Annotated in this window: 19 protein-coding genes; 13 read left to right on the plus strand and 6 right to left on the minus strand. The window is 70.0% G+C overall.

Annotated features, from left to right (window positions below; all coding sequences use genetic code 11):
- The first annotated feature begins 297 nt into the window (after positions 1–297).
- From LZ604_RS04305 to LZ604_RS04355, 10 genes are all read left to right on the plus strand, one after another.
- The gene (locus LZ604_RS04305) at positions 298–1,461 is read left to right on the plus strand and encodes an aminotransferase class I/II-fold pyridoxal phosphate-dependent enzyme (protein WP_234512750.1); all 1,164 of its coding nucleotides are present in this window, start codon (positions 298–300) and stop codon (positions 1,459–1,461) included.
- Positions 1,458–2,396: a 2-hydroxyacid dehydrogenase gene (locus LZ604_RS04310; protein ID WP_234512751.1), complete on the plus strand. Its 939-nt coding sequence runs from the start codon at positions 1,458–1,460 to the stop codon at positions 2,394–2,396. Before LZ604_RS04305 ends, LZ604_RS04310 begins: the two co-directional genes overlap by 4 nt.
- Before the next feature lie 329 nt (positions 2,397–2,725).
- Positions 2,726–3,262 carry a GTP cyclohydrolase I gene (gene folE, locus LZ604_RS04315; protein WP_234512752.1) on the plus strand — a complete coding sequence of 179 codons (537 nt, stop codon included), beginning with the start codon at positions 2,726–2,728 and terminating at the stop codon, positions 3,260–3,262.
- Positions 3,263–3,385: 123 nt separating this feature from the next.
- Positions 3,386–4,015, plus strand: a complete 630-nt coding sequence (locus LZ604_RS04320; protein ID WP_234512753.1) for an NUDIX hydrolase — start codon at positions 3,386–3,388, stop codon at positions 4,013–4,015.
- Positions 4,016–4,065: 50 nt separating this feature from the next.
- Positions 4,066–5,622: an MFS transporter gene (locus tag LZ604_RS04325; RefSeq protein ID WP_234513091.1), complete on the plus strand. Its 1,557-nt coding sequence runs from the start codon at positions 4,066–4,068 to the stop codon at positions 5,620–5,622.
- Between the two features lie 477 nt (positions 5,623–6,099).
- On the plus strand, positions 6,100–6,315 hold the full coding sequence (locus LZ604_RS04335) for a hypothetical protein (protein WP_234512754.1): 216 nt from the start codon (positions 6,100–6,102) through the stop codon (positions 6,313–6,315).
- Positions 6,316–6,371: 56 nt separating this feature from the next.
- Positions 6,372–6,995, plus strand: a complete 624-nt coding sequence (locus LZ604_RS04340) for a DUF1266 domain-containing protein (RefSeq protein WP_234512755.1) — start codon at positions 6,372–6,374, stop codon at positions 6,993–6,995.
- 22 nt (positions 6,996–7,017) lie between these two features.
- Positions 7,018–7,767 (plus strand): DNA repair protein RecO, encoded by a 750-nt coding sequence (recO, locus tag LZ604_RS04345; protein WP_234512756.1) that lies wholly within the window; start codon positions 7,018–7,020, stop codon positions 7,765–7,767.
- 35 nt (positions 7,768–7,802) lie between these two features.
- Positions 7,803–8,639 carry an isoprenyl transferase gene (locus LZ604_RS04350; RefSeq protein WP_234512758.1) on the plus strand — a complete coding sequence of 279 codons (837 nt, stop codon included), beginning with the start codon at positions 7,803–7,805 and terminating at the stop codon, positions 8,637–8,639.
- 69 nt (positions 8,640–8,708) lie between these two features.
- Entirely contained in the window at positions 8,709–10,034 is a 1,326-nt protein-coding gene (locus LZ604_RS04355; protein ID WP_234512760.1) for a histidine-type phosphatase, read from the plus strand.
- Between the two features lie 126 nt (positions 10,035–10,160).
- Here the strand turns inward: LZ604_RS04355 and LZ604_RS04360 are convergent, their stop codons facing one another.
- From LZ604_RS04360 to LZ604_RS04375, 4 genes are all read right to left on the minus strand, one after another.
- The gene (locus LZ604_RS04360) at positions 10,161–10,571 is read right to left on the minus strand and encodes a Fur family transcriptional regulator (protein WP_234512762.1); all 411 of its coding nucleotides are present in this window, start codon (positions 10,569–10,571) and stop codon (positions 10,161–10,163) included.
- A gap of 102 nt (positions 10,572–10,673) precedes the next feature.
- Positions 10,674–11,576 carry a metal ABC transporter permease gene (locus LZ604_RS04365; RefSeq protein ID WP_234512763.1) on the minus strand — a complete coding sequence of 301 codons (903 nt, stop codon included), beginning with the start codon at positions 11,574–11,576 and terminating at the stop codon, positions 10,674–10,676.
- Entirely contained in the window at positions 11,576–12,343 is a 768-nt protein-coding gene (locus LZ604_RS04370; RefSeq protein ID WP_234512764.1) for a metal ABC transporter ATP-binding protein, read from the minus strand. The genes LZ604_RS04365 and LZ604_RS04370 overlap by 1 nt, the downstream gene beginning before the upstream one ends.
- Before the next feature lie 17 nt (positions 12,344–12,360).
- Complete coding sequence (locus LZ604_RS04375) at positions 12,361–13,317, minus strand: metal ABC transporter substrate-binding protein (protein ID WP_234512765.1); 957 nt, start codon at positions 13,315–13,317, stop codon at positions 12,361–12,363.
- A 197-nt stretch (positions 13,318–13,514) separates the two neighbouring features.
- Here LZ604_RS04375 and LZ604_RS04380 point away from each other — a divergent pair, with 197 nt between their 5' ends.
- Positions 13,515–14,897 carry a glycine--tRNA ligase gene (locus LZ604_RS04380; RefSeq protein ID WP_234512766.1) on the plus strand — a complete coding sequence of 461 codons (1,383 nt, stop codon included), beginning with the start codon at positions 13,515–13,517 and terminating at the stop codon, positions 14,895–14,897.
- 118 nt (positions 14,898–15,015) lie between these two features.
- Here LZ604_RS04380 and LZ604_RS04385 read toward each other — a convergent pair whose 3' ends face one another.
- Positions 15,016–16,068 carry a chitinase gene (locus tag LZ604_RS04385; RefSeq protein ID WP_234512767.1) on the minus strand — a complete coding sequence of 351 codons (1,053 nt, stop codon included), beginning with the start codon at positions 16,066–16,068 and terminating at the stop codon, positions 15,016–15,018.
- Between the two features lie 279 nt (positions 16,069–16,347).
- On the opposite strand from LZ604_RS04385, the gene LZ604_RS04390 reads away from it, so the two are divergent.
- Positions 16,348–17,352 (plus strand): aldo/keto reductase, encoded by a 1,005-nt coding sequence (locus LZ604_RS04390; protein ID WP_234512769.1) that lies wholly within the window; start codon positions 16,348–16,350, stop codon positions 17,350–17,352.
- Positions 17,353–17,378: 26 nt separating this feature from the next.
- Positions 17,379–17,987 (plus strand): TetR/AcrR family transcriptional regulator, encoded by a 609-nt coding sequence (locus tag LZ604_RS04395; RefSeq protein ID WP_234512771.1) that lies wholly within the window; start codon positions 17,379–17,381, stop codon positions 17,985–17,987.
- Positions 17,988–18,160: 173 nt separating this feature from the next.
- On the opposite strand, the gene LZ604_RS04400 is transcribed toward LZ604_RS04395, so the two are convergent.
- Positions 18,161–18,619 (minus strand): VOC family protein, encoded by a 459-nt coding sequence (locus LZ604_RS04400; RefSeq protein ID WP_234512773.1) that lies wholly within the window; start codon positions 18,617–18,619, stop codon positions 18,161–18,163.

Genomic DNA, 18,619 nt, shown 5'->3' on the forward strand with positions numbered 1-18,619 from the left:
GTCGGTACAGACGGCCGTTGCCGGCCGTCGTCGGGCTCCGTATCGTGGAAGCAACGGGAGGAGGAGCAGTCATGACGGGGGCGAAGTTCCGGTTATTCAGGTCGCGGAACAGGTGGCGACGACTCATCGTCGGAACACTCGCTCTGGGCCTGTCCACGGTACTCATCGCACGGCCGGATCTCTGGCAATACCTCACCGCGGTGCTCGTGGTGCACGATCTGCTCATTCGGCTGCATGGAACCGAAAAGGACGACGACCGGCGGGATTCGGTGGCTGCTGAGAACGGAGGGGGAAATCATGACGCAACCGGCCCGGCTGCCGAATCTGACGCAGTACGAGCGGATCGGATTCGATCGTGAACTCAACCTGGCCGACGGTCACGCCCATCAAGGGGCGGACGCGGCACAGCGGGAGATAACCCGGCGCCTGCCGGAACTCTATGAGACAAGCGAACTGAGCAGGCAGAAGGACGTCGAGAACACCTTCAAGGAGACGTTCTACCGGCTGGCCGGACAGCGATCCGCGATCCGCCACCCCCATGCGCTGCTCTGCTACTCGGCCTCCCTGTCGATCGACCTGGTCGGAGCCTTCCTGGGCGGCGCCGGCATCGGGGTTGCCCTGTTGCAGCCGTGCTTCGACAACCTCGCCACGCTCCTCATGCGCCGGGGCGTGGCGCTCACGCCCGTCGCCGAGAAGGCGGTGACCGGACCGGACCTCGCCCGGCTGCTCGCGGCCGCCGACGCGCCCGGGGCGCTCTTCCTCACCCTGCCGAACAACCCCACCGGTTTCACCCTGGGGCCCGCCGACTTCCGGCGGGTCGCGGAGGTCTGCGCCGCCAACGGCACCCTACTGGTGGTCGACTGGACCTTCCGCTTCTTCGACCGGGGCGACGTCTGGGACCAGTACGAGGTGCTGGATCGCTCCGGGGTGAGCTATCTGTGCATCGAGGACACCGGCAAGACCTGGCCCACCCTCGACCTCAAGTGCAGCATCCTCGCCACGAGCGCCGACCTCCACGACCGTCTCGCCGAACTCCACAACGACCTGCTGCTGAACGTCAGCCCGTTCGTCCTGACCCTGCTCACCGCCTATCTCGACGACTCGGTGCGGCGCGGCCTGGACGCCTCGGTACGCCAGGTGATCCGGACCAACCGCAGGGCCCTGCACCGGGCCCTGGACGGCTCCCTGCTGGTGCCCGGCGCAGCGGAGGCCACCATCAGCGTCGAATGGGTCCGCATCGCGGCCCCCTCGCCGGGCAGCCTGGAGGTCGTCGAACTGCTCGGGGACGTCGGTATAGCCGTGGTACCCGGCGACCACTTCTACTGGCACGACCCGGATCTCGGCTCCCGCCACATCCGTATCGCCCTCGCGCGCGACCCCGTCATGTTCGCCAGGGCCTGCGCGCGTCTGCGCGGCGCGGTGGAGACACTTCCGCAGCTGTCGGGGACCCGCGCCCGATGAGGATCGTCTACCTCGACGAGCCGACCTATCTGCCCGAGTGGTGGCGGGCCAGATTCGCCAGGCTCGGGGACTTCGAGGTCTTCAACGACCGCCCCGATCCCGAGACCGCCCTGCACCGGCTGCGCGGGGCCGACCTCGCCGTGGTCGAGTGGACCCGTCTGACCGCCGGCCTGCTGAGCGGGATCACCCGGCTGCGCTATCTGACGCTGGTCACCACGAGCTTCGACACGGTGGACCTCGACGCCGCCGCCCGTGCCGGTCTCACCGTCGCGTACTGCCCGACGTACTCCCGGCAGGCCGTCGCCGAACACGTCTTCGCATCCCTGCTCGCCCTGATCCGCCGGCTGCCCGCCGCGGACCGGGCGGTGCGGGCCGGAGCCAGTCACCTGTACGGGCCGTTCCTCGGCCTCGAACTGCACGGCCGGACCCTCGGGCTGCTGGGTACCGGCCGCATCGCCACGGCCGTCGCCCGGATCGCGGCCGGGTTCGGGATGGAGGTGATCGGCGCCAACCGTACGGGCAGGGCGGCGCCCGGGATCACCGTGCTGCCGCTTCAGGAGGTACTGCGCCGAAGCGACGTGCTGTCGCTGCACGTCCCCCTCGACGGGACCACACGCGGACTGGTGACCGCCGAGCGCCTCGAGACCCTCAAGCCCTCCGCCGTCCTCGTCAACACCAGCCGCGGCGCGCTCCTCGACCAGGCCGCGCTCACCCGCATGCTCACCACCGGCAGGCTCGCGGGCGCCGCCCTGGACGACATCACCACCCAGGGCGCCGAACTGCTGCGCACGCTGGACAACGTGATCCTCACTCCGGGCACCGCCTGGTACACCGACACGGCCCGGTCGGCCAACCTCCAGGAGGTGTACGACAACCTCGTAAGTTACCTCGCCGGCCGCCCTCGCAACGTCCTCACCGGGCCGGGCCGACGGTAGGAAAAATCGGGATCACTCGGATATCTCGGACAAGTTGCGGCCCCAAGTGACCGGCATGCAGCATGGCAACGTCAGCACAAAGCTGCTGTTCACGGCACGTGCGCCCATGCTCATGGCCCCCGGAACGCGTTTTCGGACAGGGCCGCGAGCGGCACGGGCACCCGTAGGACCGGCGTTGCGGTACCGGAAGCCGCACGGTCGTCAGAAGCGACCACTTCGCCGGAACGTCATGACCGAGTTCCCTGGAGCCGCATGTGTGGGACCGGCCTCAGACCGCCTTGGAACAGCAGCAGTAGAGGCGCGACAAGCGCGTCCATCAGGAGGTGTTAATGAGCACCATCGCCGAGTGGCTCGAAGAGAACGTCACAACCGACAAACGCGCGCTCGACTGGTACCGGGAGCCGGAATGCGAACCCCGCATCGTCCGCGCCTACCGCCAACTGCTGAGCGGCTATGAGATCGACACGTCGACGATTCTCAAGACCACGGTCGAAGTCCAGGGCGAGCACGCCGGTGTGGTCCGCGTGCACGACATCAACTACTACTCCATCTGCGCGCACCACTTCCTGCCGTTCTACGGAAAGGTGGCGATCTCCTACGTGCCCGGCAGCCGGATCCTGGGCCTGGGCAAGTTCCCCCGCCTGGTACAGGCGTTCAGCCGCAGGTTCCAGATCCAGGAGCACCTGGTGAAGGACATCGCCGAGGAGATCATGTCCTCGGGTGGCGCCCGTGCGGCGCGCGTGGTCTCCACCGGCCGGCACATGTGCATGTGCAGCCGGGGCCCGTCCGACCAGACGTGCATCACCGACACCTCCTACGTCACGGGCGACAAGGAACTGTTCACCCGGTTCGGCCTCGACACATAAGCGTCTGTCAGGTCCGACGTACCCCGCTTCCGCGGCGGACACCTCGTGTCTGCCGCGGGAAGCCGGGGTTCCCGTGCCGCCTCCCCACGTGGCTGACGGGACGTCGGAGATCCGGAGTGAGGCATGAAACTGGACTTCCTTCCGCCCCACGCACTGCAGGACGGCGCCGTGCGCCACTACTGCCTGCGGTGCCGCAGCACCTCGGTGGAGTGGCGCACCGAGGGCGCCCGCCGCCATGCGGTGTGCCTCGCCTGCGGTCACGTCGCCGACCGGGCGCTGGTGCTGGATCCCGCGCTCCGATGGTGGACCGACGCCGAGGGCGAGTACTGGCACGAGACGGCGGGGGTGTTCGTCCAGGACGTCCGCGGCCGCCTCCTCTTCTTCGACCGTACGGCCTTCCCCTTCGGCCTGACGATCCCCGCCGGGCACGTCGAGCGCCACGAGGGCCCCGACGCGGCGGCGGCGCGCGAACTGTGGGAAGAGACCGGCATCACCGGCCGCAGGCTCGAACACCTGACCAGGACTCCCGTACCCGGTGACGGTTGCCGCCGTGGTGCCGACGCCCATCTGTGGCACGTGTACCGGACGGCCGACGCGGTGGACGCGGACCTGGCGGTGGAACTCGGCCCGGAGGGCACCACGGCTCTGTGGCTCACGCCCGACGAAGCGCTGCATCACCCGGTGACCTACGCCGTACGGCGCCTGCTCGGCGAGTGCCGGGATGCGCTGGTCTCCTCCCGAGCCGTCGGCTGATTCCGATGGTTCACTGCGAAGAGAGGACACGCACGGATACCGACGTGCCGATGCGGGCCGGGCGACGGGAATGGCTGGGGCTCGCGGTCCTCGCACTGCCCACCATGCTCATCGGTCTGGACATGAGCGTGCTGCATCTGGCCGCGCCCGCCCTCAGCGAGCGACTGCACCCAAGCGGCACGCAACTGCTCTGGATCGTCGACATCTACGGCTTCATGGTGGCCGGTTTCCTCGCCACCATGGGGACTCTCGGGGACCGGATCGGCCGCCGCAGACTCCTCCTGACGGGTGCTGCCGCCTTCGCGGCGGCCTCTTTGCTCGCCGCCTGTTCGTCCAGCGCGGCGATGCTCATCACGTCGCGCGCGTTGCTCGGCGTCGCGGGGGCGACACTGATGCCGTCGACCCTCTCCCTGATCAGCAACATGTTCCGTGACCCCGGACAGCGGCGGCTGGCGGTCGCGGCGTGGATGACCAACTTCAGCATCGGCGCGATGATCGGCCCGCTGATCGGCGGGCTGCTCCTGGAACACTTCTGGTTCGGCTCGGTGTTCCTGCTGGGCGTGCCGGTGGGCATCGTCCTGCTGATCGCCGGTCCGCTGCTGCTGCCCGAATACCGCGATCCGGGGGCCGGCCGACTGGACCCGGTCAGCGTCGCGCTGTCCGTCACAACGGTGCTGCCGGTGGTCTACGGGTTCAAGGAGACCGCCCAGCACGGCGTCCATACGCTGCCGCTGCTGAGCGTGGCCGCCGGGCTCTGCCTGGGTGCCGTCTTCGTCCGCAGGCAGTTGACGCTCCCCGACCCCATGCTCGACCTTCGGCTCTTCACCCGCCCGGCCTTCGGGGTGGCGCTGGGCGGGCTGACCCTCGGGCTCTTCGCGGTGACCGGGACGCAGTTCCTGCTCCTGCAGTACTTCCAGCTCGTGTTGGGGCTCTCCCCGTCCGTCGCCGGGCTGTGGTCGCTGCCCGCGGTGGGGGCGGGTGTCGTGAGTGCGCTGCTGGCCCCTGCCGTGGCCGGCCGCACGGGCCCGCTCCAGGTCATGGCGGGCGGTTTCCTCCTCGCCGTACCGGGACTGGTGCTGCTCACCCTGGCCGGTACGCAGTCCGGGCCGTTCCTCGCCGTCGTGGGTTTCGCCGTCACCTCCTTCGGTATCCAGGCGGCCCTCGCCCTCACCAACGACGTGATCATCAGCAGTGCCCCACCCGAACGCGCCGGGAACGCCTCGGGCATCGGGGAGACCGGCGCGAACCTGGGTGAGGCGCTGGGTGTGGCCGTCGCCGGATCCGTCGCCGCCGCCGTGTACCGCGCGAAGCTGGACGGCGGGTCCCTCCCGGACGGCCTGGGGCCCGATCTCGCCGATGCCGCCCGTGCGACCCTCGGCGGGGCCACCGAGGTCGCCGGCCGACTGCCCGCACGGCTCGGCGGTGAACTCCTCGCTCTGGCCCGGACGGCGTTCACGGACGGAGTGCACATCGCGGCGCTGCTCAACATCGGCATCCTGCTGACGCTCACCGCGGCGCACGTGGCACTCCTGCGCCGCGACACGGCACACCGCGACTCCACGGACCCCGCCCCGCAGCCGCGGGAGACGCTCCCGGACCGCCGCTAGCGCCGACCGGCGGCCAAGGCCCGGCACATGAGCTGTCCGACCCGCCGTAGGAAGGGGTGCCGGCCGACCCCGGGCGCTCCGCCCCACACCGCCCGCGTGAACCGTTGGCCACGGCTCAAGGTCCCCCCATTGTCAGCACTTGTAGAGCGCAGACACCTGCCCAGTGTAGATGCAGAGCGTCACCATAGGGATGCGAAGAGTAAACCCGAAGGGGGAGGGGAGCACGGTGGCTGCACTACACGTATCACTCGGGGGACGACACTCGGCGCACCGCGTCGAAGAGGCGGAGGACACAGTGAACGAATTACGTTCGGCGCTCGAGGACGCCGGAACCGCCGTGCCGTCGCTCCTGATCGACCCCGCCGGTCTCGCGCGCGAGGCGCCTTGTCCGCTCGTGGAAGCGGGCGGCGGCCGTTCCGCCGGCGCCGCCGCCCGGCGCGCGGCGGCGCCGGGGATCCGACGGGCCCCGGAGGCGGGATGAAACCACCGATCGGCTCGTACGCCGTGGACATCCGCACCGGGAGGGTGGGCGAGGTGATGGGCCACGAGGGCCCGTACGTCCAGTTGAGACCGTACGGCGGGGGCAAGGAGTGGGACGTGGAGCCGGAGGCCGTGCGTCTCGCGACCCCCGCGGAGCGCCTGAGCGCGGCGACCGCGTACGCGAACGCCCGCAGCCGCGGCGAGGTCCCCTGAAGCAGTCGATCCCGGACCCGCAGGGGCGTGTGGGCCATGACGTAGGCTGCGGGCGCATGGGCTTGTGGAGCTTGACGCGACGGAGGAGGCCGCGGGCCGAGCGCCGGTACCCCGTCCCGCTCACGATGCACCAACTGTGGATGGTGTCGCTGAGCGCGCCGGTCAGCAGGGACCGGAACGCCTCGCGGATCACCCTGTACCCGTTCACCCGGATCGACGACGAGGCGGCCCGGCGGTGGCTGGCCGACCAGTGGGAGATCACCTCGCGGGAGAAGCTGATCGGCCGGCTCGACGGGCTGGCGCGCACCGGCTACCGGGCGAGGGCCCATCGGCTCCTCGGCGTCTCTCCGCTGGCCTGGGACGCGGCCCTGTACGTCGACATCACCCGCCGCGGCTTCGGCTGCGGGATGATCAGCGAGGCCGAGGCCTGGACCGCGCTGAAGAACATCGTGCCGACGGTGGCGGGGACGTACGTTTCCTGGCACGAGTACGCCGATCACTACGTGCTTGGGCGCAAGATCTGGCGGGACGGGCTGCGGGGGAGCCCGGAGGTGGACCTCCCCGCCCCCCAGGCCGTCGCGGAGGCGCATCTGCGCGCACTGCTCGATCCGGCAAACCGGTCCAGCCCCTGGAACCTGGCACCGTGGGACGCCATACACCGACCCGACCACGCGCGCTGACGCCGTACGCGAGAATGGCCCCATGAGTCTGTTCCGCGACGACGGCATTGTGCTGCGCACCCAGAAACTGGGTGAGGCGGACCGGATCATCACGCTGCTCACACGGGGTCACGGACGCGTACGCGCCGTGGCCCGCGGCGTGCGCCGCACCAAGTCGAAGTTCGGGGCCCGCCTGGAGCCGTTCTCGCATGTGGACGTGCAGTTCTTCGCGCGCGGCAGCGAGCTGGTGGGGCGCGGTCTGCCGCTGTGCACGCAGAGCGAGACCATCGCTCCCTACGGTGGCGGTATCGTCACCGACTACGCGCGCTACACGGCCGGTACGGCCATGCTGGAGACCGCCGAGCGGTTCACCGATCACGAGGGCGAGCCGGCCGTCCAGCAGTATCTGCTGCTGGTGGGTGCCCTGCGGACACTCGCCCGAAACGAGCACGCCCCGCACCTGGTCCTCGACGCCTTCCTGCTGCGCTCCCTCGCCGTCAACGGGTACGCCCCCAGCTTCAGCGACTGCGCGAGGTGCGGCATGCCCGGCCCGAACCGCTTCTTCTCGGTGGCCTCCGGCGGCTCCGTGTGCGCCGACTGCCGGGCGCCCGGCAGCGTCGTACCGTCCCCGCAGACCCTGGTGCTGCTCGGGGCACTGCTTACGGGAGACTGGGAGACGGCGGACGCGTGCGAGGCGCGGTACGTCCGCGAGGGCAACGGGCTGGTGTCCGCCTACCTGCACTGGCATCTGGAGCGCGGACTGCGTTCGCTCCGGTACGTCGAGAAGTCGTAGCGAAACCGTAGATCGCAGAGGGAGACGAGAAGCACATGGTGGTACGCGGGATCCTCGGGCGCCAGCGGCGCGAGTACAAGGCGCCGGAGCCGCACCCGTCGGGCGCCCGCGCGCCGAAGCTCCCGGGCGAACTGGTCCCGAACCACGTGGCGATCGTCATGGACGGCAACGGGCGGTGGGCGAAGGAGCGGGGTCTGCCCAGGACCGAGGGGCACAAGGTCGGCGCCGAGCGGGTGCTCGACGTGCTCCAGGGCTCCATCGAGATCGGTGTGCGCAACATCTCCCTGTACGCCTTCTCCACCGAGAACTGGAAGCGCTCGCCCGACGAGGTCCGCTTCCTGATGAACTTCAACCGCGACTTCATCCGCAAGACCCGTGACCAGCTCGACGAACTCGGCATTCGCGTGCGCTGGGTGGGCCGGATGCCCAAGCTGTGGAAGTCGGTCGCCAAGGAGCTCCAGGTCGCCCAGGAGCAGACCAAGGGCAACGACCTGCTCACGCTGTACTTCTGCATGAACTACGGCGGCCGGGCCGAGATCGCCGACGCGGCGCAGCGGCTCGCCGAGGACGTGAAGGCGGGCCGGCTCGACCCGTCCAAGGTCTCCGAGAAGACGCTCCAGAAGTACCTCTACTACCCGGACATGCCGGACGTCGACCTGTTCCTGCGCCCGAGCGGTGAGCAGCGCACCTCCAACTACCTGCTCTGGCAGAGCGCGTACGCCGAGATGGTCTTCCAGGACGTGCTGTGGCCCGACTTCGACCGCCGTGACCTGTGGCGGGCCTGCGTCGAATTCGCTTCCCGCGACCGGCGGTTCGGCGGCGCGATCCCGAACGAGGAACTGCTGGCCATGGAGGGCGAGTCGGAGAGCTGAGCCGGTCGTCCGAGCCGCTCATCTGCCGGCCATCGGCGGTTCACGCGGGTCGCCGAGGATGCGGGACTCATGAGACGTCTCACCCCTGTCCTCGCCCTCGGCGCCCTGCTGCTCACCGCGCTGCCCGCGCACGCGGCGGACGGCCCCGCGCACCGCGAGAGCCATGGCACGAAGGCGCCCTATGCGCCCCGGCAGGACCCGCGCACCTACCAGCGGCCCCCGGCGGGCTTCGAGCCCGTCTTCACCGAGAACGTCTCCCGCCACGGCTCCCGTGCCGCGACCGACGGCGAGGACGCCGACCTCGTCCTCGCGCTGTGGGACAAGGCCGAGGCCGACGGGCAACTGACCCGCGGAGGCGAGGAGTTCGGGCCGACGGTCCGTGCCCTTCAGGCCGCCATGGCGAAGGTCGGCTACGGCGACCTCAGCGGGCGCGGGCGGCGGGAGATGCGGGACACGGCCGCGCGCATGGAGCACCGGCTGCCGTCCCTCTTCGCGAGGATCGCCGACCAGGGCGAGCGGATCGACGTCGTCAGCTCCGGGCAGGGGCGGGCGGTGGGCAGCGCGAAGGAGTACACCGACTCCCTGGCTGCGGCCGACCCGAAACTGCGGCCGCTGATCGGGCCGACCCGTACCGACAAGGACCTGCTGTACTTCCACAAGGCGGCGGGCGGCGCGGCGTACCGGGACTACATCGAGAACGACCAGCGCCTCAAGGACACCCTGAAGGCCATCGCCGACCAGCCCAGGACCCGGCAGGTCGCCCGCCGCGTCCTGCGGAGGATCTTCAAGGAGTCCTTCGTCGAGCAGATCACCGACCAGGTCGGCGCCGCACAGGCCGTCTACAACCTGTACGCCATCGCCCCGGCGATGAGCGAGGAGAGCCCCGAGGGCGCCGGCCGGCGCATGGAGCGCTTCGTCTCCCGTACGGACGCGGCATGGTTCGGCTACCTCGGTGACGTCGAGGACTTCTACGAGAAGGGCCCCGGCTTCGCCGACAGCGACATCACCTACAAGATGGCGGGCGTTCTGCTCGACGACCTCTTCAAGCAGGTCGAGGCCAAGCGCGCCGGCACCAGCGACCTCGGCGCCGAGCTGCGCTTCACCCACGCAGAGGAGATCATCCCGCTGGCCGCGCTGATGGGACTGCCGGGCAGCACGGAGCCGGCGACGCCGGGGGAGCCGTACACGTACGCGGACAACCCGTGGCGCGGCGCCTCGGTCGCCCCGCTGGGCGCCAACATCCAGTGGGACGTCTTCAAGAAGGGCGACCGCTACCTGGTCCGCATGCTCTACAACGAGAAGGAGACCCCCTTCAAGGCCGGCTGCCGCCCCATCGCCCAGCGCAGCGCCTTCTACGACCTGGACGAGCTCGAGCGCTGCTTCGGGCGCTCATGAGCACGGGCGCCTGAAGATCGGCTTATGCAGGATCCCGCCTCGTGGCCATGGACATGGGGCGGAAAGCGGTCGAGGAGGCGGTCGAGCCGGCGCATCGGCCGACCGCAGGGCGAGTTGCGGCGGCGCTCAGCCCGCCGCGCAGTCGGAACACGTGCCGAAGATCTCCACCGTGTGGGCGACGTTGACGTAGCCGTGCTCCGCGGCGATCGCCTCGGCCCACTTCTCCACCGCGGGGCCCTCGACCTCGACGGCCTTGCCGCAGAGTCGGCACACGAGGTGGTGATGGTGCTCGCCCGTCGAGCAGCGGCGGTACACAGACTCGCCCTCGGAGGTGCGCAGGACGTCGACCTCGCCGGCCTCGGCGAGGGACTGCAGGGTGCGGTAGACCGTGGTGAGCCCGACCGAGTCGCCCTTGTGCTTGAGCATGTCGTGGAGTTCCTGGGCGCTGCGGAACTCGTCGACCTCGTCGAGCGCCGCCGCCACGGCGGCACGCTGGCGGGTGGATCGTCCCCGTACGGGTTGGCCGGCGGTCGTCACCGTTGCCTCCTTCTCGATGGCTTGCTCGCGCGCCCCTTCGGCTCTTTCACGGCTCACGTCTGGGCCTTGCCGGGCCATTGTGCCAGCCCGGATCGGGCGCGGTCAGACTCCGACCTCGTCGGTCGCCTCCCGGTTGGCCGGAATTGCGCACTCCAGCGGGTGACCGTTGGCGCGCGCCGCGGCGAGTGCCCGCGCGCGTCGCCGGGCCAGCGGAGTCGCCAGCGCGGTCAGCGCGATGAACGCGGCGATGGTCAGCAGCACGATCGTCGCGCCGGGCGGCACGTCCTGGTAGTAGGAGGTGATCGTGCCGCCGAGGGTCACGGTCACGCCGATGGCGACCGCGATCGCGAAGGTCGCCGCGAAGCTGCGGCCGAGCTGCTGCGCCGCCGCCACCGGGACCACCATCAGGGCGGACACCAGCAGCAGACCCACCACGCGCATGGCGACCGTCACCGTGACCGCAGCCGTGACCGCGGTCAGCAGGTTCAGCGCCCGCACCGGCAGGCCTGTGACCCGGGCGAACTCCTCGTCCTGGCTGACCGCGAAGAGCTGGCGGCGCAGACCGAGGGTGACCAGGACGACGAAGGCGGCGAGCAGGCAGATCGCCAGGACGTCCGACGGCGAGACCGTGGACAGCGATCCGAACAGGTACGACGTCAGATTGGCGTTGGAGCCGCCCGGCGCGAGGTTGATGAACATCACGCCGCCTGCCATGCCGCCGTAGAACAGCATCGCGAGGGCGATGTCGCCGCGTGTCCTGCCGTACCAGCGGATCAGCTCCATCAGCACGGCGCCGAGGACCGAGACGGCCGTCGCCATCCACACCGGGGAGGCGGAGAGGAGGAAGCCGAGGCCGACACCCGTCATCGCCACATGGCCGATGCCGTCGCCCATCAGGGCCTGGCGGCGCTGCACGAGGTAGATGCCGACGGCCGGCGCGGTGATGCCGACCAGGACGGCCGCGAGCAGGGCCCGCTGCATGAAGGCGTAGTTCAGGAGGTCCATCAGCTCAGCAGTCCCGTACGGATCGGTTCGGCGCCCGCCGCGTCGTGCGGGTGTACGTGGTCGTGGCCGGGCAGGGCGTGCTGGCCCACGGCCTTCGGGGGCGGTCCGTCGTGCAGGACGCAGCCGTCGCGCAGGACCACCGCCCGGTCGATCAGCGGCTCGAGAGGGCCCAGTTCGTGCAGCACCAGCAGCACGGTCACGCCGGAGGCCACCTGTTGCTTCAGTGTCCGTGCGAGCACCTCCTGGCTCGCGAGGTCGACGCCCGCCATCGGCTCGTCCATGATCAGCAGTTCGGGCTCGGAGGCAAGGGCACGGGCGATCAGCACACGCTGGTGCTGGCCGCCGGAGAGCGCGTTGACGGAGTCCTTGGCCCGGTCCGCCATGCCGACCAGTTCCAGCGCGCGTCGTACGGCCTCGTGGTCGGCCTTGCGCAGGAGACCGAAGCGGGCGCGGGAGAGCCGGCCGGAGGAGACCACCTCGGTCACGGTGGCGGGCACGCCGCCCGCGGCCGTCGTGCGCTGTGGCACGTAGCCGATGCGCCGCCAGTCGCGGAAGTCGCGGCGCGGGGTGCCGAACAGCTCTATCTCGCCGGCGCTGGGCGGCACCTGGCCGATGATGCTGCGCACGGCCGTCGACTTGCCCGACCCGTTCGCGCCGAGCAGCGCGACGACCTCTCCGCGGTGGACGGTGAGGTCGATGCCGCGCAGGACGGGGCGTGAGCCCAGGTCGGCACGGATGCCGCGCAGGCGTATGACCGGCTCGCTCATTGCCGCTTCCTCCGGTGTCACTTGGTTCCCAGGGCCGTCTGGAGGGCCTTGAGGTTGGACTGCATGACCTGGATGTAGTCGCCGCCGTGGGACTTGGAGGTGATGCCCTCGATCGGGTCGAGGACGTCCGTCGTCAGGTTCGCGTCCTTGGCGATGGTCTTCGCGGTCTTGTCGCTCACGAGCGTTTCGTAGAAGACCGTGGAGACGCCGTCGGCCTTCGCCGTCCTCTCCAGGTCACGCACCCGTGCCGCGCTGGGCTCGGACTCCGGGTCCAGGCCGTTGACCGCCTCCTCGGTGAGGCCGTAGCGCTCGGCGAGGTAGCCGAAGGCGGCGTGTGTGGTGACGAAGACCTTGCCCTTGGCGGTCTTCAGGCCGCTCGTGTATTGCGCGTCGAGGTCGTCGAGCTTCCTGACCAGGGCCGCGGTGTTCTTCCTGTAGTCGGCCGCGTGCTTGGGGTCCGCCTTTTCGAAGGCCTTGCCGACGCCCTGGGCGACCTGGGCATAGCGGACCGGGTCGAGCCAGATGTGGGGGTCCCTGCCGCCGGACTCCTCGCCATGGTGGGTGTCGTGCGCGGCCGCGTGGCCGCCGACCTCGTTGCCGTGTCTCTCCAGCGTGGTCAGGGAGGCGGCGTCGATCTTCGTCTTGATCTCGGACTGGGCGACCGCGTCGTCGACGGAGGGCTGGAGGTTCTTCAGGTAGAGCACCGCGTCGGACTCCTCGAGCTGAGCGGTCTGCCGGGCGCTGATCTCCAGGTCGTGCGGCTCCTGGCCGGGCTGGGTGAGACTGGTGACATGGACGTGGCTCCCGCCGATCTGCTCGGCGAGGAAGGCCATCGGATAGAACGACGCGACGACGTCGAACTTCCCGGTGTTGCCGGCCGCACTGGTGAGGGAGCAGGCGGAGAGGGCTCCGAGTCCCAGTGCGGTGGCCGCGGCGACCGCGGTCCCGGGTATGAGGCGTCGGCGTATGTTCATGACAGTCATTTTCAACAAACATGGAAACCGTTGTCAACAATCCCGGGCGGGGCGTCTCGGCGTCCCCGGGGACCCGCTCCAGGTGCCATACCGATTTGATTGGAGGGGAGCCCCCGCCGGTAACCTGAAGCATTCGCTCTGAAGCAATGCTCTGAAGCAGTCGCTTCGTCGCCCGTCGTCGTAATGAAGAGAGCACCGTGGCCGCCGACAAGATCGACACCATCGTCAGCCTGAGCAAGCGCCGTGGCTTCGTATTCCCTTGCAGCGAGATCTACGGCGGTCAGCGCGCCGCCTGGGACTACGGACCGCTGGGTGTCGAGCTCAAGGAGAACATCAAGCGCCAGTGGTGGCGCTACATGGTCACGTCCCGCGAGGACGTCGTCGGTATCGACTCGTCGGTGATCCTGGCGACCGAGGTCTGGGTGGCCTCCGGTCACGTAGCCACCTTCACCGACCCGCTCACCGAGTGCACCTCCTGTCACAAGCGCTTCCGCGCCGACCACCTGGAGGAGGCTTACGAGGCCAAGCACGGCCGTCTGCCGGAGAACGGTCTCTCGGACATCAACTGCCCGAACTGCGGCAACAAGGGCATGTTCACCGAGCCCAAGCAGTTCTCGGGTCTGCTCTCCACCCACCTCGGCCCCACGCAGGACAGCGGCTCGATCGCCTATCTGCGCCCCGAGACCGCGCAGGGCATCTTCACCAACTTCGCCCAGGTCCAGCAGACCTCGCGCCGCAAGCCGCCCTTCGGCATCGCGCAGATGGGCAAGTCGTTCCGCAACGAGATCACGCCGGGCAACTTCATCTTCCGCACCCGCGAGTTCGAGCAGATGGAGATGGAGTTCTTCGTCAAGCCGGGCGAGGACGAGAAGTGGCACGAGTACTGGATGCAGGAGCGCTGGAACTGGTACACGGGCCTCGGCCTGCGTGAAGAGAACATGCGCTGGTACGAGCACCCGAAGGAGAAGCTCTCCCACTACTCCAAGCGCACCGCCGACATCGAGTACCGCTTCCAGTTCGGCGGCAACGAGTGGGGCGAGCTGGAGGGTGTCGCCAACCGCACGGACTACGACCTGGGTGCGCACTCGAAGGCGTCCGGCCAGGACCTGTCGTACTTCGACCAGGAGGCCGGCGAGCGCTGGACCCCGTACGTCATCGAGCCCGCGGCGGGCGTCGGCCGCACGATGCTGGCGTTCCTGCTGGACGCCTACGTCGAGGACGAGGCCCCCAACGCCAAGGGCAAGATGGAGAAGCGCACGGTGCTGCGCCTGGACCACCGTCTGGCGCCGGTGAAGGTCGCGGTCCTGCCGCTGTCGCGCAACCCGGAGCTGTCCCCGAAGGCCAAGGGGCTCGCCCAGGCGCTGCGCAAGCACTGGAACATCGAGTTCGACGACGCGGGTGCCATCGGCCGCCGCTACCGCCGCCAGGACGAGATCGGCACGCCGTACTGCGTGACGGTCGACTTCGACACGCTCGAGGACAACGCCGTGACGGTGCGTGAGCGTGACTCGATGAAGCAGGAGCGCGTGTCGCTGGACCGGATCGAGGGCTACCTCGCGGGCCGCCTCCTGGGCTGCTAGTCGCGGCACGAGCCGAGCGAACGCCGGGCGAGCCGGAACGATCCGGCTCGCCCGGCGTTTTCCGTGCCCGGCGTTCCCCGGTCGCCTCCCCGCGCCCCTGTCGGGGCGCCGGCCTCGGTCAGCGGCCCTGGAGGGCCCTGACGTTGTCGCCGAACGTCCAGTTCTTCGAGCCGTCCCAGTTGATCGACCAGGTCATCAGGCCCTTCAGGCTCGTTCCGTAGTGCCTCCACGCCTGGGAGACCAGGGACGGTGACATATAGCCGCCGCCCGCGCCCGACTGGGCCGGCAGGCCCGGGACCTGCTTGTCGTACGGCACCCTGATCGTCGTGCCCTGGACGGTCAGGCCCTTGTTCAGGCAGTCCGTCTGCGCCACGAAGCCCGCCACGGTGCCCGCCCCGTACGAGTCGCCGGAGCAGCCGTACATGCTGCCGTTGTAGTACTGCATGTTCAGCCACCACAGCCGGCCGTTGTCCGCGTACTTCTTGATGATCGGCAGGTAGGCGCCCCAGATCGAGCCGTAGGTGACGCTCCCGCCGGTGACGTAGGCCGTCTCGGGGGCCATCGTGAGGCCGAAGTCCGACGGCATACGGGCCAGCACTCCGTCGATGATGCGGATCAGATTGGCCTGGGACGTGGAGAGCAGGGAGATGTTCCCGCTGCCGATGAGGCCCGTCTCGATGTCGATGTCGATGCCGTCGAAGTTGTACCGCTTCAGGATCGGCACGATCGTGGCGACGAACCTGTCCGCGACGGCCGTCGAGCCGAGGTCGATGCCCGCCGTCGCCCCGCCGATCGACAGCAGGATCGTCCGTCCCGCCGCCTTCGCCGCGCACATCTCCGCCGGGGTCGCCACCTTCACCCCCGCGTCCATGCCGTCCTCCCACAGCGCGGTGCCGTCGGAGCGGATGACCGGGAAGGCCGCGTTGATCACGTTGTAGCCGTGTGCCGCGATACGGGAGTCGGTGATCGGGGTCCAGCCGAAGGGCGGGTGGACCCCGTTCGAGGAGCCGTCCCAGTTCTCCCAGTAGCCCTGCAGGACCTTGCCGGACGGGCGGGACTTCACGGCGCAGGTGTCGGCCGCGGACGCGGCGGGGGCTGCGGCGACGGAGAGCGGGGCGAGGACGGCCGCGGCCAGGGCGGCGGCGAGCAGGCGGAGCCGTTGGCGGAGCATGCGGGCCTCCCGGTGGGGTCGGTGAGGTGCCGTGGGCATGACGGCGATGACAGGGATGGCAGTCATGACAGTCATGGCGGTCATGACAGGTATGACCATGACGGTGCGCTGGTCCAGACCTTTCGTCAATAGGTCTGGACCAAGTTCCGAGTTCCAGGCTCCGGATATGCGGCCTGCGACTGCGGTGACGAATGACAGCTGACAGATATTGAAAACTGTCAGCTGTCATGCCATGGTGGAGTCACACCCCACGACGCTCACCGGAACCCAGGAGTCCTCATGCGCACCCGTAAGCTCGGCACCACCGGCCCCCAGGTCTCCGCCCTCGGCCTCGGCTGCATGGGCATGTCCGCCCTCTACGGCGACGCCGACCGGGCCGAGTCCATCGCCACCGTCCACGCCGCCCTCGAGGCGGGCGTGACCCTGCTCGACACCGGCGACTTCTACGCCATGGGTCACAACGAGATGCTGATCGGCGAGGCCCTGCGCGCCGCGCCCGCCGCCCGCCGCGAACAGGCGCGGGTCAGCGTCAAGTTCGGTGCCCTCCGCGGCCCCGACGGGGACTGGGCCGGGTACGACGGCCGCCCTGCCGCCGTGAAGAACTTCGCCGCGTACTCGCTCCAGCGCCTCGGCGTCGACCACATCGACGTCTACCGCATCGCCCGCCTCGACCCCGACGTCCCGATCGAGGAGACGGTCGGCGCGATCGCCGAACTCGTCGAGAAGGGGTACGTCCGCCACATCGGCCTCAGCGAGGTCGGCGCCGAGACCGTCCGCCGGGCCGCCGCCACCGCCCCGATCGCGGACCTCCAGATCGAGTACTCGCTGATCTCGCGCGGTATCGAGGACCGCATCCTGCCCACCACCCGCGAACTGGGCATCGGCATCACGGCGTACGGGGTGCTCTCCCGCGGTCTGATCTCCGGGCACTTCACCCGCGACCGGCAGCTGGCCGCGAACGACTTCCGCTCCTTCTCGCCCCGCTTCCAGGGGGACAACCTCGACCACAACCTCGGCCTGGTCGACGCACTGCGCAAGATCGCCGAGCAGAAGGGCGTGAGCGTGGCGCAGCTCGCGATCGCCTGGGTGCTCTCGCGCGGTGAGGACATCGTGCCGCTGGTCGGCGCCCGCACCCGGGAGCGGCTGTCCGAGGCGCTCGGCGCCCTCGACGTGACCCTGGACGAGGCGGATCTGGCGGCCGTAGAGGCGGCCGTGCCGGCGGACGCGGCGGCCGGCGACCGCTACCCCGCGATGCAGATGGCGCACCTCGACAGCGAGCACTGACCGTGCCGCCGGGTACGGTCTGAGTCATGTCACCGACCACCGAGACACTGACCGCCGAGCGCATCCTCGAAGCGACCGAGGAGGTGCTGCGCCGCCACGGCCCGGCCAAGGCCACCGTGGTGGACGTGGCCCGTGCGCTCGGCGTCAGCCATGGCAGCGTGTACCGCCACTTCCGTACGAAGGCGGCGCTGCGCGAGGCGGTCACCCAGCGGTGGCTGGACCGCACATCCGGCGCTCTGTCCGCGATCGTCGCGCAGGACCGCGACCCGGAGGCACGGCTGCGCGAGTGGCTGTCGGCCCTGTTCGAGGCCAAGCGGCACAAGGCGGGCGACGACCCGGAACTGTTCGCCACCTTCAGCGTGCTGACCGGGGAGAACAGCCGTGTGGTGGACCAGCACATCGAGGACCTCACCGCCCAGCTCACGGAGATCCTCCGGGACGGCGCCGTACGCGGCGCGTTCACGCCGGCCCTCGACCCGGTGGTCACGGCCCGAGCGGTCTTCCATGCGACGGGACGGTTCCACGACCCCGCCTACGCGGGGGAGTGGGGGCGGCCCGGGATCGAGGCGGAGTTCGAGGCCGTGGTGGATCTCCTGCTGCGCGGGCTGCGGGCGGCGGGCCGTTCCGGCGCGTAGCGCCCCTCGCGGTTCCCGAACCGGCCGTTCCGTTGTTCGGGAACTGTTCCCGGAACACCGTCCTGCATCGCGGTCGGCGCCCTCCCCGGGGCGTGCAAGCCGCCCGCTCCGCCCTCGCGGCCTACGGTCCCGGCCCTCGACGTCGCGCCCGCTGGGCCGTGGCAGCGAGGTCGTCAGGCCACACAGAACTCGTTGCCCTCCGGGTCCCGCATGACCCACCAGTGGCCGGCCGGGCCCTTGTCCACCTCCTCGACGCGGGTGGCGCCCAGCGACTCCAGACGCGTCACCGTCGCCTCCCGGGCCCCCGGACCCGCGTGCACGTCCAGGTGCAGGCGGTTCTTCGTGCTCTTGGGCTCGGGGACGTCCTGGAACAGGATGCGGCGGCCCCGGCCGATGCCCGTCTCCTCGTCGTAGGGGTCCTCGGGATGCCGGATCGCGGCGAAGCCCCGGAAGACCCGGATGCCGTTGTGCTCCGCGACCGCCGCCTCCGGCAGCGCACCGGCCGTCAACAGGCGGTCGATCAGCGCGCTGTTGTCCTCGACCGCGTATCCCAGCACCGCCGCCCAGAAGTCGGCGAGGGCGGGGGCGTCGCAGGTGTCGACGACGAGTTTCCAGTCAAGTGTCGCTGCCAT

Origin of the sequence: Streptomyces glomeratus (assembly GCF_021462825.1) — a bacterium.
Classification (GTDB): domain Bacteria; phylum Actinomycetota; class Actinomycetes; order Streptomycetales; family Streptomycetaceae; genus Streptomyces; species Streptomyces glomeratus.

Excerpts from the sequence above, each read along its gene's own strand:
- LZ604_RS04305 (WP_234512750.1), top strand. The coding sequence starts at position 298 with ATGACGCAACCGGCCCGGCTGCCGAATCTGACGCAGTACGAGCGGATC.
- LZ604_RS04310 (WP_234512751.1), top strand. The coding sequence starts at position 1,458 with ATGAGGATCGTCTACCTCGACGAGCCGACCTATCTGCCCGAGTGGTGG.
- folE (WP_234512752.1), top strand. The coding sequence starts at position 2,726 with ATGAGCACCATCGCCGAGTGGCTCGAAGAGAACGTCACAACCGACAAA.
- LZ604_RS04320 (WP_234512753.1), top strand. The coding sequence starts at position 3,386 with ATGAAACTGGACTTCCTTCCGCCCCACGCACTGCAGGACGGCGCCGTG.
- LZ604_RS04325 (WP_234513091.1), top strand. The coding sequence starts at position 4,066 with ATGCGGGCCGGGCGACGGGAATGGCTGGGGCTCGCGGTCCTCGCACTG.
- LZ604_RS04335 (WP_234512754.1), top strand. The coding sequence starts at position 6,100 with ATGAAACCACCGATCGGCTCGTACGCCGTGGACATCCGCACCGGGAGG.
- LZ604_RS04340 (WP_234512755.1), top strand. The coding sequence starts at position 6,372 with ATGGGCTTGTGGAGCTTGACGCGACGGAGGAGGCCGCGGGCCGAGCGC.
- recO (WP_234512756.1), top strand. The coding sequence starts at position 7,018 with ATGAGTCTGTTCCGCGACGACGGCATTGTGCTGCGCACCCAGAAACTG.
- LZ604_RS04350 (WP_234512758.1), top strand. The coding sequence starts at position 7,803 with ATGGTGGTACGCGGGATCCTCGGGCGCCAGCGGCGCGAGTACAAGGCG.
- LZ604_RS04355 (WP_234512760.1), top strand. The coding sequence starts at position 8,709 with ATGAGACGTCTCACCCCTGTCCTCGCCCTCGGCGCCCTGCTGCTCACC.
- LZ604_RS04365 (WP_234512763.1), bottom strand. The coding sequence starts at position 11,576 with ATGGACCTCCTGAACTACGCCTTCATGCAGCGGGCCCTGCTCGCGGCC.
- LZ604_RS04370 (WP_234512764.1), bottom strand. The coding sequence starts at position 12,343 with ATGAGCGAGCCGGTCATACGCCTGCGCGGCATCCGTGCCGACCTGGGC.
- LZ604_RS04375 (WP_234512765.1), bottom strand. The coding sequence starts at position 13,317 with ATGAACATACGCCGACGCCTCATACCCGGGACCGCGGTCGCCGCGGCC.
- LZ604_RS04385 (WP_234512767.1), bottom strand. The coding sequence starts at position 16,068 with ATGCTCCGCCAACGGCTCCGCCTGCTCGCCGCCGCCCTGGCCGCGGCC.
- LZ604_RS04390 (WP_234512769.1), top strand. The coding sequence starts at position 16,348 with ATGCGCACCCGTAAGCTCGGCACCACCGGCCCCCAGGTCTCCGCCCTC.
- LZ604_RS04395 (WP_234512771.1), top strand. The coding sequence starts at position 17,379 with ATGTCACCGACCACCGAGACACTGACCGCCGAGCGCATCCTCGAAGCG.
- LZ604_RS04400 (WP_234512773.1), bottom strand. The coding sequence starts at position 18,619 with ATGGCAGCGACACTTGACTGGAAACTCGTCGTCGACACCTGCGACGCC.